We start from the raw sequence: 16,385 nt of genomic DNA on the forward strand, positions 1-16,385 counted from the left end.
CAAGGGAGCAGAGAAAACCGCCGTCGCTCTGCAGCGACGGGGTTAAACGGGCAGTTTATTTTATGGATTGCTGTGTGTAATGCATGCGCGGGCGGTCGATATTTGCCCAGGATAACTCCTGCTCAGGATGATAGCTGAGGTTACCGTCGTCCCACTTTACGTAGTAGCCGGCTGGTGCGCTTCCCTGCTCAAAGACGTTGATGATTTCGCCTCTGATTTCCCCGGATTGATGTTTAACGATACTGCCTTTGGGAAATTTCAACATGGTCGCTACCTCTATCGCTGCGCGATAAATCACCTCTTATCCTGTTACAGAGTGTAGTCTACGCGCCTGGGCGCTGGATAATCAGCCAATAAGCGATGGCTTTATCGGCTATTCCGCGGCTTTGGTCGCCAGGATAACGTCGCCTGATACAACTTTGCCGCCGACTCAGCGGGTTAGAGGTTTCATAAAGCGAGCCGCTCCTTTATCATCCCACTATCTATTTTCAGACAACGGCTTACTGGATTCCATGTATCAACCTGTCGCGCTATTTATCGGACTGCGTTACATGCGCGGACGCGCATCGGATCGCTTCGGTCGCTTTGTCTCCTGGCTCTCAACGATTGGCATTACGCTTGGCGTGCTGGCGATGGTCACCGTGTTATCGGTGATGAACGGTTTTGAGCGTGAACTCGAAGGCAATATTCTTGGCCTGATGCCACAGGCGCTGATCACCAGCGACAAAGGCAGCATTAATCCGCAACAGCAACCCGCCGATTCTCTCAACCTTAAAGGCGTCAGCCGCACCGCGCCGTTGACCACCGCCAATGTGGTGCTGCAAAGCCCTCACAGCGTCTCCGTTGGCGTCATGCTGGGCATTGAGCCGGATGAAAACGATCCGCTGACGCCGTTCCTGGTGAATACCCCGCAGAGCGTGCTGCAGGCCGGACAGTACAATGTGATCCTCGGCGAACAGCTGGCGTCGCAGCTGGGCGTAAAACGGGGCGATCAGCTGCGTCTGATGGTGCCCTCGGTCAGCCAGTTCACGCCAATGGGACGTGTGCCGAGCCAGCGTCTGTTTACCGTGGCGGGCACCTATGCCGCGAACAGTGAAGTGGATGGTTATCAGATTCTGGTCAATCTTCAGGATGCGTCGCGCGTGATGCGCTATCCGGCCGGAAATATTACCGGCTGGCGACTCTGGCTCGACAAACCGCTGTCGGTTGATAGCCTCAGTCAGCAGACATTGCCTGCGGGTCTGGTCTGGAAAGACTGGCGTGAGCGCAAAGGCGATCTCTTCCAGGCTGTGCGCATGGAGAAGAACATGATGGGCCTGCTGCTGAGCCTGATCATCGCCGTGGCCGCCTTTAACATCATCACTTCGCTGGGCCTGCTGATCATGGAGAAGCAGGGCGAAGTGGCGATTCTGCAAACCCAGGGCCTGACGCGCCGGCAGATTGTCGCGGTGTTTATGGTGCAGGGTGCCAGTGCCGGGATTATCGGCACGCTGCTCGGCACGCTGCTGGGTGTTCTGCTTGCCAGCCAGCTCAACAACTTAATGCCGGTGATCGGGCTGTTCCTTGATGGGGCCGCGTTGCCGGTTGATATTAATGTGTGGCAGGTCGTCACCATCGCCCTCAGCGCGATGATTGTGGCGCTGTTGTCTACGCTCTATCCTTCGTGGCGCGCTGCCGCCGTTCAACCTGCTGAGGCTTTACGTTATGAGTAACACTCCTTTGTTGCAGTGCCGCGACCTGTGCAAACGCTATCAGGAAGGCAGCGTGCAGACCGATGTGCTGCGCAATGTGGCTTTCAGCCTCCAGCCCGGTGAACTGACGGCGATTGTCGGCAGTTCCGGTTCCGGTAAAAGTACGCTGCTGCATCTGCTCGGCGGTCTGGATGCGCCGACGTCGGGCGACGTGGTGTTTGATGGTCAGTCACTCAATGCCATGTCTTCGTCAGCCAAAGCGGAGCTGCGTAATCGCGAGCTGGGCTTTATCTATCAGTTCCACCATCTGCTGCCAGACTTCAGCGCGCTGGAAAACGTCGCGATGCCGCTGCTGATTGGCAAAATCGCTAAAGCGGAAGTGCAGGATCGCGCCCGTGAGATGCTGGCTGCAGTCGGGCTGGACCATCGCGCCGCGCACCGGCCTTCTGAACTGTCAGGCGGCGAACGCCAGCGTGTGGCGATTGCCCGTGCGCTGGTGAACCGTCCACGTCTGGTGATGGCGGATGAGCCAACCGGTAATCTGGATGCGCGTAACGCCGACGCCATTTTTGAATTGCTGGGCGAACTGAATGTTCGTCAGGGCACCGCGTTTCTGGTCGTGACGCACGATCTGATGCTGGCAAAGCGGATGACGCGTCAGATGGAAATGCGTGATGGTCAGTTAAGCGATCAGCTCACCCTGGCAGGAGCGCTGTAATGGGTTCGTCGTTATCCCTGTTGCTGGGCCTGCGCTTTAGCCGTGGCCGCCGTCGTGGCGGCATGGTTTCGCTGATTTCGGTGATCTCCACCATCGGGATTGCGCTGGGTGTGGCGGTGCTGATTATCGGCCTCAGCGCCATGAACGGTTTTGAGCGTGAGCTGAACAACCGCATTCTGGCGGTGGTGCCGCACGGCGAGATCGAAGCCGTCAATCAGCCGTTCCAGAACTGGCAGGCAATGATTGCTCCGATTGAAAAGGTGCCCGGCATTGCGGCGGCGGCACCGTATGTGAATTTCACCGGCCTGATTGAGAGTGGAGCACGGCTGGAAGCGTTGCAGGTCAAGGGCGTTGATCCGGCCCAGGAGCCGCGCCTCAGCGCACTGCCACAGTTTGTGGCTGATAACGCCTGGTCCTCTTTTACCGCGGGTAAGCAGCAGATCATCCTGGGCGGTGGCATTGCTAAATCGCTCAATGTGAAGCAGGGCGACTGGATCACCATCATGATCCCGAACAACGAGGGTGGGAACAAACTGCTGCAGCCGAAACGTATCCGGCTGCAGGTCAGCGGTATTCTGCAACTGAGCGGCATGCTCGATCACAGCCTGGCGCTGGTGCCGCTGGCCGATGCGCAGCACTATCTGGATATGGGAGAGAGCGTGTCCGGCATCGCCCTGAAGATGACTGACCCGTTCCAGGCGGTGAAGCTGGTGCGGGATGCCGGTGAAGCCACCCGCTCCTACGTCTCCATCAGGAGCTGGATTGGCACCTACGGCTACATGTACCGCGACATTCAGATGATCCGCGCCATCATGTATCTGGCGATGGTGCTGGTGATTGGCGTCGCCTGCTTTAATATCGTCTCAACGCTGGTGATGGCGGTTAAAGATAAGAGCAGCGACATTGCGGTGCTGCGCACCCTCGGCGCGAAAGACCGGCTGATCCGCGCCATCTTTATCTGGTACGGTTTGCTGGCTGGCCTGATGGGCAGCGTCAGCGGCGTGGTTGCTGGCGTGCTGGTGGCGCTGAACCTGACCTCACTGGTGCGCGGGCTGGAATCCATTACCGGACATCATCTGCTGGCAGGCGACATCTACTTTATTGATTTTCTGCCATCGGAACTGCACTGGATTGACGTGTTCTCAGTACTGATTACCGCGATTCTGCTGAGTCTGCTGGCGAGCTGGTATCCCGCCAGACGCGCCAGCCGCATTGACCCGGCTCGGGTACTTAGCGGTCAGTGACAAAATGCGGCGCGAATCATCTTCGCGCCGCATCTGTTTAAGACCTTTGCTGTTGGGTCGTCCCCTCAGCAACCGTTACTATCGGGTGATGTTGACCCGGAATCTGTTTAGAGCGGCTCGCCGCAGCTGCTACGCCAGGAGATTTTATGCGTACACCACGTCGCCGCATACGACTTGCCCGCCTGAAGAAAACCCGGAGAAAAGTGCATCAGCGCTTTCGCCAGCGCATTTTTGAGCGCGATCGTCAGGCCGAACTGGCTGCCCATCCTCTGCCACATGTTGTGGTGCTGACCGGTGCAGGCATCTCAGCGGAGTCCGGCATCCGGACTCTCCGTGCGGCTGACGGCCTGTGGGAAGAGCACCACGTTGAAGATGTTGCCACGCCTGAAGGTTTTCAGCGCGATCCCGCGCTGGTGCAGCGCTTCTACAATGCGCGCCGTCAGCAGCTGCAGGAGGCAGAGATTCAGCCCAATGCGGCCCATCTGGCGCTGGCGGAGCTGGAGCAGGTGTTAGGCGATAATTTTCTGCTGGTCACGCAAAACATCGACAATCTGCACGAGCGTGCCGGGAACAGCCGTGTGCTGCATATGCACGGTGAACTGTTAAAAGTACGCTGTGTCACCAGCGGTCAGGTAATTGAGTGGACCGGCGATATTACCCCAGACGATCGCTGCACCTGCTGCCAGTTCCCGTCGGCGCTGCGGCCGCACGTGGTCTGGTTTGGTGAGATGCCGCTGGGCATGGAGCAAATTTATCAGGCGCTGGAACAGGCCGACTACTTTATCGCCATAGGCACCTCAGGCCATGTTTACCCGGCGGCGGGCTTTGTTCATGAAGCAAAACTGCAGGGCGCACACACCGTTGAACTCAATCTGGAGCCGAGCCAGGTGGGTAACGAATTTGCCGAACGGCATTACGGCCTGGCGAGCGAAGTCGTGCCAGCGTTTGTTCACACTCTGCTGCGCGGGCTTTACAAGTAGACGGGACGGCTATTGCCGCCCGCAGAGCGTGACCACGGCTGACCCGATTCGCTGTGAGATCAGGTATTCACAGGGAAGACGGTCAGTTCGGAAGGGGGCTTTCGCCAATCCCTTCCACCCGGTCCACACCCTTACGCACCTCATCCCTGAGGTGCGCCCGCCCGAATGCCAGCGTGTTGCGTTGTTCAGAAACCCTTTTGGCGTTTTTTTCAGGCTTATGACTTTCCTAAAGGTCATCGACAGCGCTAACCTGTCTGCCAATGATTTTACGCAACGTTGTGGCTGTCGGGTTTGTGAATAATACCGGACGGCACTTTTAAAGGATGGGATATGGAACAGTTACTTGAGCGCTTTTTAAGTTATGTGGCAGTTGAGACACAGGCTAAGCCGCTGGCGCGCCATGTGCCCAGCAGTGAAGGGCAGTGGACGCTGGCCCGTCAGTTGCAGGAAGAGCTGCTGGCACTGGGTTTTGTCGATGTCACCCTGAGCGATCACTGTTGCGTCATGGGCACGCTGCCCGCCAATGTTGACTGGCCGACGCCGGTAATCGGTTTCATCTCCCACATGGATACTTCGCCTGATTTCACAGCGAAACATGTGAATCCGCAGATCATCGAAAACTATCGCGGTGGAGATATTGCGCTGGGTAATGGCAATGAGGTTCTGTCGCCGGTCATGTTCCCGGTGCTGCACAAGCTGATTGGGCATACGCTGATTACCACCGATGGCAAAACCCTGCTGGGCGCGGATGATAAAGCGGGCATCGCTGAGATCATGACAGCGATGGCACAACTGGCTAAGAGCGATACGCCACACGGTGCGATCCGCGTCGCCTTTACCCCCGATGAAGAGATCGGTCGCGGCACCTCACACTTTGATGTGGAAGCGTTTGCCGCCGACTGGGCTTACACCATTGATGGCAGCGATCTGGGTGAGTTCGAGTATGAGAACTTCAATGCCGCCTCGGCGACGGTCAAAATTGTCGGCAATAATGTGCATCCGGGCTCTGCCAAAGGCGTGATGGTTAATGCGCTGGAGCTGGCCAACCAGTTTCATGCGGCCGTACCGGCCAGCGAAAAACCGCAGTACACCGACGGCTATCAGGGCTTCTACCATCTGCATCAGATCAAAGGCAGCGTCGAGCACGCCGAGATGCTCTATATCATTCGTGACTTTGAAACGGAGAGTTTCGAACAGCGCAAACAAACGCTGCTGCAGATTGCCGGGGAGATCAACAAAACCCTGCACCCGGACTGCTCCGTTACCGTTGAGATCACCAACAGCTATCGCAACATGCGTGAAAAGGTCGAGCCGTTCCCGCACATTATTGAACTGCCTTTGCAGGCGATGCGTGACTGCGGCATTGAACCGGTGGTGAAGCCGATTCGTGGCGGCACTGATGGTTCAGCGCTGTCGTGGAAAGGATTGCCTTGCCCGAACATCTTTACCGGTGGCTATAACTATCACGGCAAGCATGAGTTCGCGTCGCTGAATATTATGGTGAAATCCGTGGAAGTGATTGTGCGCATGTCAGAACTGGCGGCGCAGAAGAAGAATTAATGAAAAAAGGCTCTCTGCCAGCGCGGCAAGAGAGCCTGATTCAGCAACAGTGCGGCTTATTACTCTTCGCCGAAGTACCAGTAACCGGCATTGACCAGACCGGCAATCTGCGCCAGCACGGCCGGATCATCCAGCGCATCACCCAGGTCGTCAAGCGTGATGCGATAGTGACTGGCCAGCACGGCCATGACATCGGGGCGTGAACACTCAACCCGCTCACCATTAATGTAAACGGCATCACCAATCGTCAGGACGCGCAGGCCACCTAACCGGCTCAGGGCATCACCCTGTTGCAGCGCATCATAAATTTCATCAGGCTGATAAGGCGGTTCCGGTGGTGCGACATCGAGTTCGTGACGTGACTGCGAGATAAATTCCCCGAACCACTGAGTGAAATGTTCAGGCTGATTGACCACATCCAGCATCAGCTGGCGCACGCCTTCAATCTCCTGCGGCAGAATCTGCGACGGGCAATCACGTGAAGGGACATCCGGGTCGCTGAAGCGCAGACTGCCCAGCTCGTTGGCCAGGGCGTAATCCGCAAAGCCGCTGATTAACTCGCGTCCGCTGGGCGCGCGGAAACCGACGGAATAGTTCAGGGCATTTTCCAGCGAGTAGCCTTCGTGCGGGAATCCTGGTGGAATGTAGAGAATATCGCCCGGCTCCAGCTCTTCATCGATGATGGCATCGAACGGTTCAACCTGCAGCAGGTCCGGGTGCGGGCAGTGCTGCTTCAGCGGCACTTTCTCACCGACGCGCCAGCGACGGCGACCCGTACCCTGAATAATAAAGACATCATACTGATCGAAATGGGGGCCGACGCCACCGCCAGGCACGGCAAACGACACCATCAGGTCGTCGACAAGCCAGTCAGGCAGGAAGCGGAAAGGGCGCATCAGCGCGGCAGAGGGTTCATGCCAGTGATTGACCGCCTGGACCAGCAGAGACCAGTTGCTCTCTCCCAGATGATCGTAGCTCTCAAACGGGCCGTGGCTGACCTGCCATTTACCGTCCTGATGACTGACCAGGCGGCTGTCCACCTCGTTTTCCATTGCCAGTCCGGCCAGTTCATCCGGTGAAAGAGGGTCAACGAAGTTTTTAAAACCACGCTTCAGCACTACCGGGCGTTTCTGCCAGTAACGCTGAATAAAATCGGGCCAGTTAATATCGAGCTGATAGTCCATACAAGGGTTCCGCTTAGGGCTGTAAATGCCAGCTAGTATAACAGCCCGGACGGTTTTCTACTCGCGGCGATGTTCGACTTCCTGGCGCTGGAAAATCACTTCCATACGCGTGCCGCCAAGCGTGCTGCTGGTGGCGATGACGTTGCCATCGTACTGTTCCAGAATATCGCGAACCACCGCCAGACCTAATCCCTGGCCGGGGCGCAGCGTATCGACACGCTGGCCCCGCACAAACACTAAATCGCGCTTGCTCTCGGGGATACCCGGACCGTCGTCGTCAATATAAAGATGCAGCGCCTTTTCGCTCTGAAAAGCGCTGACTTCGATAAATTCCAGGCAATATTTGCAGGCATTATCCAGTACGTTGCCCAGCACTTCCATAAAGTCATTCTGGTCGCCTACAAAGGTCAGCTCTGGTGAAATATCCAGCGTTATCGCCACGCCTTTGCGCTGATAGACTTTATTGAGTGCCGAACAAAGACTGTCGAGCAGACCGGAAACGGAATGGAGATCGCGCTGCAGTGGATTGTGATCGGCCTGCATACTGGCACGGTGCAGGTAATACCCCACCTGCTGTGAGATTCGGCTGATCTGCTCCAGCATCACCGGCTCCGCCTGTTCCACCGTCAGCTCTTTACCATTGCGCAGCGATCGCAGGGTGCTCTGCAACACGGCCAGCGGCGTTTTCAGGCTGTGAGTGAGATCAGAAAGGGTGGTGCGATAGCGGGTATAACGCTGCCGCTCATTGGTCAGCAGCAGATTGAGGTTGCGCACCAGACTGCGCAACTCCTGCGGCGGATTATCCGCCAGATTCTCACGCTGACTGGTTTCAAGTTCACGCACCTGCTGTGTCAGCGCACCAATTGGTCGCAGACTCCAGTGGGCGGCCAGCCACAGCAACGGGATAATCAGTATCAGGTTAGCCGCCAGCACATAGCTGAACCACGACCAGACCACATCGGAGTGCTGCAATTCCTGCGGGATCGAGTCGACCACCACAATGGTGAGCGCGGGCAGATTGGTCGTTGCATCGTATCGGTTAACGGCGACCGAGTGGGTAAACGTATCGTTGCTGTCGTCGTCCCAGTCGTTGAGTTGTCGCTGGGCATTAAGGTTGTTGCCCATCGCCACCATGCTGGTGCGATTGCTGGTATCGATCTCGTAGAAGTCGGGCTTCAGCAGCCATTCGCGATGGATCTTTTTGCGGATCTCCGGCACGTCGCGTTGCTGCCACAGCAGCTTGCCGTGTTCATCGTAAATGAACACCAGCGTCGGGAAGTTGAGCGTCATGCGTTCCGGCTGAGCGATGGTGAGCGTGTTGTCATGCCATTGCGCTAGGGTAAAGAACAGATTGCTCTCGCCGCGCATCACCCGGTAGGTGTTTTTATCAAAACTCACGACATAGCCAATCACTGCGACCATGCCGTAAGAGAGTGAGAGGAAAAGTACTATCGCTGCGGAGGCCAGCAGAAAGCGGGCGCGCAGCGAAATAGGGCGGTAACGGTTAAACCGGGACATGGTCAGAGATCAAAGCGGTAACCCTGGCCACGCACGGTGGCGATCACGTCAGTCGGGTGCAACGCCAGAATCTTTTTGCGCAGACGGCCCATCAGTACGTCAATGGTGTGGCTTTCGCGCAGTTCAGCGTCAGGATAGAGCTGCAGCATCAGCGAATCTTTACTTACCACTTTGCCCGCGTTGCGGATCAGCGTTTCGACAATGGTGTACTCAAAGGCGGTCAGCTTCACCGGCGCTTCATTGACCGTCAGTTCACGGCGGGAAAGGTCCACCTGAAACGGGGCCATATCAATGATTTGCGAAGCATGACCGCTGTTGCGGCGCATCAGCGCCTGCAGGCGTGCCGCAACTTCTTCAATGTGAAACGGCTTGGTAACGTAGTCATCCGCACCGGCTTCCAGCGCTTCAACTTTGGCCTGCCAGCCTTCGCGGGCGGTCAGTACCAGAATCGGCTGACGCACGGCATCGCTGCGCCAGCGGCGAATCAGCGACATGCCATCTTCATCCGGCAGGCCGAGATCCACCAGCGCGATATCGGGCAGATGTTCGCGAAGAAAATAGTCGGCTTCTTTGGCGTCTTCGGCGGCATCGACCTGATGGCCCATGTCACGTAACTGGACGGCGAGATGATGGCGCAGCAGGGCATTGTCTTCAACAACCAGAACACGCATAGAAATTCCTTACACTCAGTTTGAGTCAACCTGCAGAAAGTATACGCGAAATGTATTAAACAAGATGTTAACGCAGACCGGACTGGGCCGGTCTGCGGCGGGCATTATTTCAGATCGTCAACCATCTGGATAGCGTGACCAATATAGTTTGCCGGCGTCATCTGCTTCAGACGCACTTTTTCCTCTTCCGGCAGCGCCAGGCTGTCGATAAAGGCCTGCATCCCGGCCGCATCCACACGTTTACCGCGCGTCAGCTCTTTCAGCTTCTCGTAAGGCTTCTCAATGCCATAACGGCGCATCACCGTCTGGATCGGTTCCGCCAGGACTTCCCAGTTCTGATCCAGCTCGTCCAGCAGACGGTCACGGTTCACTTCCAGCTTTGAGATGCCTTTCAGCGTCGCCTGGTAGGCGATCAGCGCATAACCCACGCCCACGCCGAGGTTACGCAGCACGGTAGAGTCGGTCAGGTCACGCTGCCAGCGTGAGACCGGCAGCTTGCTCGCCAGATGCTGCATCACTGCATTCGCCAGGCCCAGGTTGCCTTCGGAGTTTTCGAAGTCGATCGGGTTGACCTTGTGCGGCATGGTCGATGAACCAATTTCGCCCGCGATGGTTTTCTGTTTGAAATGGTTCAGCGCCACATAACCCCAGATATCGCGATCGAAATCGATCAGGATGGTGTTGAAGCGGGCGATACAGTCGAACATCTCAGCGATATAGTCGTGTGGCTCAATCTGCGTGGTGTAGGGGTTCCAGGTGATCCCCAGTGAGGTCACAAAGTTCTCGCTCAGTGCATGCCAGTCCACTTCAGGGTAGGCGGCAAGGTGGGCATTGTAGTTGCCTACTGCGCCGTTGATTTTGCCCAGCACCTCAATCTGCTTCAGCTGACGTAACTGACGTTCCAGGCGATAGGCGACGTTAGCCATCTCTTTACCCATGGTCGACGGCGTTGCTGGCTGGCCGTGGGTGCGGGAGAGCAGTGGAATGTCACGGTATTCGCTTGCCAGACCTTTCACGGCGCTGATCAACTGCTGCCAGTAAGGCAGAATGACGTCACGGCGGGCCGTTTCCAGCATCAGGGCGTGCGACAGATTGTTGATATCTTCAGAGGTGCAGGCGAAGTGAATAAATTCAGAGACGGCGTGCAGGGCAGGAATATCGGCCACTTTCTCTTTCAGGAAGTACTCAACCGCTTTGACATCATGGTTGGTGGTGCGCTCAATCGTTTTGATGCGAGCGGCATCTTCTTCTGAAAAACCGGCGACAATCGCATCAAGGAAAGCGTTTGCGTCAGCATCAAATGCAGGAACTTCCTTGATCTCTGCGATCGCGGCCAGTTTTTGTAACCAGCGAACTTCAACCTCAACGCGGAATTTCAGCAAACCGAATTCGCTGAAAATCGCACGCAGTGGGCTGACTTTATCGCCGTAACGACCATCGACAGGTGAGACGGCGGTCAGAGAGGATAATTCCATCAGTGCAACTCCTGAATCATTTAGCAGTGTTTTGCCGCACCAACTTAGTAAGTCAGTGGCAGCCGGGATAAGAGGGTTTTTGCTTCACGCAGCAAACGCTGACGCGAGAACATCAGTTGCAGTCGGCCACCACCGACCTGCTGCCACAATACGGCAGCGCGGATACCGGCTAACAGAGTGGCACGTACTTTACTCTGTACCTGCGTATTCTGCAGCACCGCAGGCGAACCGGTAACCTGAATACGCGGGCCAAGCGGGCTGATCACATCCACATAGATGGCCGCCATCGCACTGAGGATGGTGTCTGACTCCAGCTCATAATGTGCCAGCTGACGATCAAGCTGGGTGATGCGCTGCGCCAGTGTGGTCATGGCAGACTTACTGGCACTGAGCTTGCGCTCCAGCACCATCATGCTGAGCGTATAACGCGTCAGTTCGGCACCTGCACCCTGACGACTGCTGCTATTCAGCACCGCCATCAGGGTTTCGAGTCCGAGGCGCAGGTTGGCTTCATTGTTGCCAAACACCGCCAGCGTAGAGCCAGGATTAAGGTCCAGCACGCTGCGCAGTGATACCGTCAGCGCCTCGGGCTGGCAGTGACCCTGCTGAGCCAGCTGCTGCACCAGATGGGCAGACTGACAGATGCCCGCCAGCGCCAGCGTGATTTCCTGATAATTTTTCGCCACGGTTACTCCTGTTTACGCGTCATCAACGCGGGCTGAACCCGCTTACTCCGCCACGAATGGCAGGCGTTGTTCGATAATACCGCCACCGAGGCAGACGTCGCCAAGGTAAAACACCGCTGACTGGCCCGGCGTGACCGCGGCAACCGGCTCATCGAAACGCACTTCAATCCGATCGTCGCCGTGTGGAATAATCTCACAGGGAATGTCGGTCTGACGATAGCGGGTTTTCACGGTGCAGCGAAGCGGGGCGGTGACAGGCTGACGATCAACCCAGTGCAGCTGCTGCGCTATCAGGCCAACTGACATCAGGCGCGGATGATCGCCGCCCTGGGCGACAATCAGGCGGTTACGCGCCACATCTTTGTCAACCACATACCAGGGATCATCTTTGCTCTCTTTCAGGCCACCAATGCCCAGGCCTTTGCGCTGTCCCAGAGTATGGTACATCAGCCCCTGATGTTCACCGACAATCTGGCCTTCCGTTGTTTCAATTTCGCCAGGCTGAGCCGGGAGATAGCGCGCCAGGAAATCGCGGAATTTGCGCTCGCCGATAAAGCAGATGCCGGTCGAGTCTTTTTTCTTCGCGGTGATCAGGTCCAGCTGTTCGGCAATGCGGCGCACTTCCGGTTTTTCCAGTTCGCCGACCGGGAACAGACTTTGTGCAATCTGCTGATGGCTCAGGGTATAGAGGAAGTAGCTCTGGTCTTTGTTGCCATCCAGTCCGCGTAGCAGCTGGCTCTGGCCTGCCACATCGTGACGACGCACATAGTGACCGGTGGCGATGAAATCTGCGCCGAGGTCTTCAGCCGCAAACTCCAGGAACGCTTTGAATTTGATCTCTTTGTTGCAGAGGATATCGGGATTAGGCGTGCGGCCCGCTTTGTACTCTTCGAGGAAATGCTCAAAGACGTTATCCCAGTATTCCGCAGCAAAGTTAACTTTGTGCAGCTTGATACCGAGCTTGTCGCACACTGCTTGCGCATCCGCCAGATCGTCCGCGGCGGTACAATACTCCTCGCCATCGTCCTCCTCCCAGTTCTTCATGAACAGGCCTTCAACCTGATAGCCCTGCTGTTGCAGTAACCAGGCGGAAACGGAAGAATCGACGCCGCCGGACATACCGACGATCACTTTTTTCTGGCTGTTGTCAGACATGACACGCTCGCATTACGATAAAAAAACAGGCGGCGCATTCTATCATGCAGAAGGCAGGCGCGCACCCTCGTGAAACGGCCACTGGAACGGGCTGACCAGATGTAACGGGTAGCGCGTGCCCTGTTGCCACAGGCGTACGCTTTCAGCGACCAGGGGCGAACGCAGGTTAGAAGCAGTGAGAATCCGGGCTGGCGGTAACCACCAGCAGCAATCAATGTCGCTGTCCTGTGGCTGAGTGGGTGCTTTTTCCGCCAGATCCAGACCAAACAGAAAACGCACAAAAGGCGTACTGTCGGGCGCGATCCACTGATTGATGGCGAGGAAATATTGCATGGGTGCCGCAATGCCGGTCTCTTCATAGAGTTCCCGCTCTGCGGCTTCCAGCAGGGTTTCATCCGCTTCAAGATGTCCGGCAGGCTGATTCCACAACGCGCGACCGTTGATCGTCTCTTCCACCACCAGTAATTCCCCTTCAGCCTGAACCAGACAGGCGACAGTAACATGAGGTTTAAACATCACTTCTCCGCAATTGTTAACCTGAGGTTATAAAAAATCGATTTTCAGGTGGAGGCGTCGCTGAGTTCACGCCACGTACCCGGAGCCAGATCGTCAAGCGAATACGCCCCCATGGCGTAGCGAATTAAGCGCAATGTGGGAAAGCCAATATGGGCGGTCATCCGTCGCACCTGACGATTACGGCCTTCATATAACGTAATCTTCAGCCACTGCGTCGGAATGTTTTTGCGCTCACGGATGGGCGGCTGACGCGGCCACAGCCAATCGGGCTCGTCCACTTTTTCCACGCCAGCGGGCAGCGTCATGCCATCTTTCAGATTAACCCCATCCCGTAAAGGCTGCAGATCCGATGCCTGCGGCTCGCCTTCCACCTGCACATAATAAACCTTACCGGTGCGTTTACCGGGCTGCGTCAGGGCGGCCTGCAGTGCGCCATCGTTGGTCAGCACCATCAATCCTTCACTGTCGCGGTCAAGGCGACCGGCGGCATAGACTTCAGCGACGCTGACAAAATCCTTCAGGGTGCGGCGGCCCGCTTCATCGGTGAACTGAGGCAGAACGTCGAACGGTTTATTGAACAGAATGACACGGCGAGGTGTCGCTGGGCGGGCAGGGGCACGTCGCGCATCACGCGTCGGGCGGCTGAATCGTTTATCCTGGTGAATTCGTTGAGTTGTTTTTCGCATGGGCTTTGCAGTCAGAAACATTCGGCGCATTATAACGTGAAATTGCGGTGATTGGCGTGACGGAAATATTCAAGTAGTATTGACGCGCATCTTACAAATCATTAACAAACGCCCAGGAGAGGTTAATGGAAAGCAAAGTAGTAGTTCCGGCGGAAGGTCAGAAAATCACCCTGAATCAGGGCAAGCTCACAGTGCCAAACAATCCGGTCATTCCTTACATTGAGGGTGACGGTATTGGTGTTGATGTTTCCCCGGTCATGCTGAAAGTTGTCGACGCGGCGGTGAAGAAGGCCTACAACGGCGAGCGTAAGATCTCCTGGATGGAGATTTACACCGGTGAGAAGTCAGTTGAACTCTACGGTCAGGATGTCTGGCTGCCACAGGAAACGCTCGACCTTATCAAAGAGTATCGCGTAGCCATCAAAGGCCCACTGACCACGCCGGTCGGCGGCGGTATTCGTTCACTGAACGTGGCACTGCGTCAGGAGCTTGACCTTTACGTCTGCCTGCGTCCGGTACGTTACTACAAAGGCACGCCAAGCCCGGTTAAACGCCCTGAAGAGACCGACATGGTGATCTTCCGTGAAAACTCCGAAGATATCTACGCAGGTATCGAGTGGAAAGCGGGCTCTGCCGAAGCAGACAAAGTGATCAAGTTCCTGCGCGAAGAGATGGGCGTGAAGAAAATTCGCTTCCCGGAGCAGTGTGGCATCGGCGTTAAGCCGTGTTCAGAAGCGGGTACCAAACGTCTGGTGCGTGCGGCAGTGGAATACACCATCACCAACGATCGTGATTCACTGACCCTGGTTCACAAAGGCAACATCATGAAGTTCACCGAAGGCTCTTTCAAAGACTGGGGATACCAGTTAGTGAAAGACGAGTTCGGCGGCGAACTGATCGACGGCGGCCCGTGGATGAAGTTCAAAAACCCGAACACCGGCAAAGAGATCATCGTAAAAGATGTGATTGCTGATGCGTTCCTGCAACAGATCCTGCTGCGTCCGGCAGAATATGACGTTATCGCCTGTATGAACCTGAACGGCGACTACATCTCTGATGCCCTGGCGGCACAGGTTGGCGGTATCGGTATCGCACCAGGCGCTAACATCGGTGACGAGTGTGCGCTGTTCGAAGCCACCCACGGTACAGCTCCTAAGTATGCCGGTCAGGATAAAGTGAACCCAGGTTCAGTGATTCTGTCTGCAGAAATGATGCTGCGTCATCTGGAGTGGTTCGAAGCGGCTGACCTGATTGTTAAAGGTGTTGAAGGCGCTATCGCTAACAAGACCGTGACGTACGATTTCGAACGCCTGATGGATGGCGCTAAACTGCTGAAATGTTCAGAGTTTGGTGACGCGATCATCGAAAATATGTAATGTCTGCTGAGGCCAGCATAGCGTTAAACGCGATGCTGGCTTTTTTGTGCCCGCTTTTTACACTGCTTCCTTCTCACCGCGTCCTCACTCAAGTCGTGGCGTATTCAACACGACGTTCTGCTGATTCAGCAAAATACCGTGTTGCCTCTGTCCCGAATTACTCCCTCTTTTTCCTTGTAAATATTCTGCTAAATTCCTGCTCGCGACTAAGCATTTTAATATTCCTGCGAATTGCATTATCCGATGCCACGACACAAACACCGCAACCGCCTGACTGGCAGCAAAAATAACGTTACCTGATGCGCAGCCTGCACTGACTCACAATGTCGCCGTTGATCTGCTCTGCGACATGGCCTGTTAATTCCTTTTTTCGTTAGTGGCCCGGCATGTCATGTGTCTGTCCTGACGCGCTGTGTGATGCAGAAAATTCATTTTTGTAACCTGTGCCGCAAAAAAAAGAGTTACGCATGATTCGTTCATCACAGACGTGTACGCTTCTGCCCGTACACAGGGAGCGTATTATGGATGATGAAGCACTGAGTGATGCCATTGCGGCATGTCGCCTGCTGTTTGGGCAGGCTGTAATGGAAATGGTGGCTGAGGATAAGCTGGTGAACCGCGAAACTCTTTCTGAAAAAATTCAACAAATGTTTACCGACATTCACCCGGAACCGGAACCCATTATGACACTGGCTCTTAGCCTGCTCGCCACGCGCGCCGGTTGACAGTTCGCGGCGCGCGTGGCGGCGCGTTGCTGGCCCGCACCAGGGCAGCCGCCTTACAACACCATCGCGATAGTTGAACCAACCTCAATCTGCGCTGACTAATTTGCTGACTTATGCCGTTGCGTTATGGCGCCCGGAACGTTAACCGGGCGAGTCTCACTTTTTTCAGCCGGAACGGCGTAGCCTGTACACAGAGGATG

General features: G+C 56.0%; 16 protein-coding genes. 7 read left to right on the top strand and 9 right to left on the bottom strand.

From position 1 onward, the window contains the following. Positions 1-55 precede the first annotated feature (55 nt). Positions 56-265 (bottom strand): hypothetical protein, encoded by a 210-nt coding sequence (locus N5J69_RS15720; RefSeq protein WP_279771623.1) that lies wholly within the window; start codon positions 263-265, stop codon positions 56-58. Positions 266-512: 247 nt separating this feature from the next. Here N5J69_RS15720 and lolC point away from each other — a divergent pair, with 247 nt between their 5' ends. The 5 genes from lolC (at position 513) to pepT (ending at position 6,193) form a co-directional block, all read left to right on the top strand. Continuing rightward, complete coding sequence (lolC, locus tag N5J69_RS15725) at positions 513-1,712, top strand: lipoprotein-releasing ABC transporter permease subunit LolC (RefSeq protein ID WP_279771522.1); 1,200 nt, start codon at positions 513-515, stop codon at positions 1,710-1,712. Then, on the top strand, positions 1,705-2,409 hold the full coding sequence (gene lolD / locus N5J69_RS15730) for a lipoprotein-releasing ABC transporter ATP-binding protein LolD (protein WP_279771523.1): 705 nt from the start codon (positions 1,705-1,707) through the stop codon (positions 2,407-2,409). The genes lolC and lolD overlap by 8 nt, the downstream gene beginning before the upstream one ends. After that, positions 2,409-3,653 (top strand): lipoprotein-releasing ABC transporter permease subunit LolE, encoded by a 1,245-nt coding sequence (gene lolE / locus N5J69_RS15735; protein ID WP_279771524.1) that lies wholly within the window; start codon positions 2,409-2,411, stop codon positions 3,651-3,653. The genes lolD and lolE overlap by 1 nt, the downstream gene beginning before the upstream one ends. Before the next feature lie 146 nt (positions 3,654-3,799). Beyond that, positions 3,800-4,633, top strand: coding sequence for a Sir2 family NAD+-dependent deacetylase (cobB, locus tag N5J69_RS15740; protein ID WP_279771525.1), 834 nt, complete (start codon positions 3,800-3,802; stop codon positions 4,631-4,633). Between the two features lie 330 nt (positions 4,634-4,963). Then, complete coding sequence (gene pepT / locus N5J69_RS15745; protein WP_279771526.1) at positions 4,964-6,193, top strand: peptidase T; 1,230 nt, start codon at positions 4,964-4,966, stop codon at positions 6,191-6,193. A gap of 59 nt (positions 6,194-6,252) precedes the next feature. Here the strand turns inward: pepT and N5J69_RS15750 are convergent, their stop codons facing one another. From N5J69_RS15750 to rluE, 8 genes are all read right to left on the bottom strand, one after another. After that, complete coding sequence (locus tag N5J69_RS15750) at positions 6,253-7,377, bottom strand: cupin domain-containing protein (RefSeq protein WP_279771527.1); 1,125 nt, start codon at positions 7,375-7,377, stop codon at positions 6,253-6,255. A gap of 57 nt (positions 7,378-7,434) precedes the next feature. Continuing rightward, positions 7,435-8,895 (bottom strand): two-component system sensor histidine kinase PhoQ, encoded by a 1,461-nt coding sequence (gene phoQ, locus N5J69_RS15755; RefSeq protein WP_279771528.1) that lies wholly within the window; start codon positions 8,893-8,895, stop codon positions 7,435-7,437. A gap of 2 nt (positions 8,896-8,897) precedes the next feature. Continuing rightward, positions 8,898-9,566 (bottom strand): two-component system response regulator PhoP, encoded by a 669-nt coding sequence (gene phoP, locus N5J69_RS15760; RefSeq protein ID WP_279771529.1) that lies wholly within the window; start codon positions 9,564-9,566, stop codon positions 8,898-8,900. Positions 9,567-9,670: 104 nt separating this feature from the next. Continuing rightward, the gene (gene purB, locus N5J69_RS15765; RefSeq protein ID WP_279771530.1) at positions 9,671-11,041 is read right to left on the bottom strand and encodes an adenylosuccinate lyase; all 1,371 of its coding nucleotides are present in this window, start codon (positions 11,039-11,041) and stop codon (positions 9,671-9,673) included. Positions 11,042-11,085: 44 nt separating this feature from the next. Further along, entirely contained in the window at positions 11,086-11,727 is a 642-nt protein-coding gene (gene hflD, locus N5J69_RS15770; RefSeq protein WP_279771531.1) for a high frequency lysogenization protein HflD, read from the bottom strand. Between the two features lie 42 nt (positions 11,728-11,769). Next, positions 11,770-12,882 carry a tRNA 2-thiouridine(34) synthase MnmA gene (gene mnmA / locus N5J69_RS15775; protein ID WP_279771532.1) on the bottom strand — a complete coding sequence of 371 codons (1,113 nt, stop codon included), beginning with the start codon at positions 12,880-12,882 and terminating at the stop codon, positions 11,770-11,772. A gap of 42 nt (positions 12,883-12,924) precedes the next feature. Further along, entirely contained in the window at positions 12,925-13,398 is a 474-nt protein-coding gene (locus N5J69_RS15780) for an NUDIX domain-containing protein (RefSeq protein ID WP_279771533.1), read from the bottom strand. Positions 13,399-13,442: 44 nt separating this feature from the next. Then, entirely contained in the window at positions 13,443-14,105 is a 663-nt protein-coding gene (gene rluE, locus N5J69_RS15785) for a 23S rRNA pseudouridine(2457) synthase RluE (RefSeq protein ID WP_279771534.1), read from the bottom strand. 104 nt (positions 14,106-14,209) lie between these two features. On the opposite strand from rluE, the gene icd reads away from it, so the two are divergent. Together icd and N5J69_RS15795 are read left to right on the top strand one after the other, a co-directional pair. Next, positions 14,210-15,460 (top strand): NADP-dependent isocitrate dehydrogenase, encoded by a 1,251-nt coding sequence (gene icd, locus N5J69_RS15790; protein WP_013357495.1) that lies wholly within the window; start codon positions 14,210-14,212, stop codon positions 15,458-15,460. Positions 15,461-15,981: 521 nt separating this feature from the next. After that, complete coding sequence (locus tag N5J69_RS15795; protein WP_279771535.1) at positions 15,982-16,185, top strand: hypothetical protein; 204 nt, start codon at positions 15,982-15,984, stop codon at positions 16,183-16,185. Positions 16,186-16,385 lie beyond the last annotated feature (200 nt).

This window comes from Pantoea sp. GD03673, from assembly GCF_029844725.1.
GTDB lineage: Bacteria > Pseudomonadota > Gammaproteobacteria > Enterobacterales > Enterobacteriaceae > Pantoea.

Bases quoted from the DNA above. Each gene is read 5' to 3' on its own strand.
- cobB (WP_279771525.1), top strand. From the start codon at position 3,800: ATGCGTACACCACGTCGCCGCATACGACTTGCCCGCCTGAAGAAAACC.
- N5J69_RS15750 (WP_279771527.1), bottom strand. From the start codon at position 7,377: ATGGACTATCAGCTCGATATTAACTGGCCCGATTTTATTCAGCGTTAC.
- mnmA (WP_279771532.1), bottom strand. From the start codon at position 12,882: ATGTCTGACAACAGCCAGAAAAAAGTGATCGTCGGTATGTCCGGCGGC.
- N5J69_RS15795 (WP_279771535.1), top strand. From the start codon at position 15,982: ATGGATGATGAAGCACTGAGTGATGCCATTGCGGCATGTCGCCTGCTG.
- lolE (WP_279771524.1), top strand. From the start codon at position 2,409: ATGGGTTCGTCGTTATCCCTGTTGCTGGGCCTGCGCTTTAGCCGTGGC.
- phoP (WP_279771529.1), bottom strand. From the start codon at position 9,566: ATGCGTGTTCTGGTTGTTGAAGACAATGCCCTGCTGCGCCATCATCTC.
- icd (WP_013357495.1), top strand. From the start codon at position 14,210: ATGGAAAGCAAAGTAGTAGTTCCGGCGGAAGGTCAGAAAATCACCCTG.
- purB (WP_279771530.1), bottom strand. From the start codon at position 11,041: ATGGAATTATCCTCTCTGACCGCCGTCTCACCTGTCGATGGTCGTTAC.
- phoQ (WP_279771528.1), bottom strand. From the start codon at position 8,895: ATGTCCCGGTTTAACCGTTACCGCCCTATTTCGCTGCGCGCCCGCTTT.
- pepT (WP_279771526.1), top strand. From the start codon at position 4,964: ATGGAACAGTTACTTGAGCGCTTTTTAAGTTATGTGGCAGTTGAGACA.
- rluE (WP_279771534.1), bottom strand. From the start codon at position 14,105: ATGTTTCTGACTGCAAAGCCCATGCGAAAAACAACTCAACGAATTCAC.
- N5J69_RS15780 (WP_279771533.1), bottom strand. From the start codon at position 13,398: ATGTTTAAACCTCATGTTACTGTCGCCTGTCTGGTTCAGGCTGAAGGG.
- lolD (WP_279771523.1), top strand. From the start codon at position 1,705: ATGAGTAACACTCCTTTGTTGCAGTGCCGCGACCTGTGCAAACGCTAT.
- N5J69_RS15720 (WP_279771623.1), bottom strand. From the start codon at position 265: ATGTTGAAATTTCCCAAAGGCAGTATCGTTAAACATCAATCCGGGGAA.
- lolC (WP_279771522.1), top strand. From the start codon at position 513: ATGTATCAACCTGTCGCGCTATTTATCGGACTGCGTTACATGCGCGGA.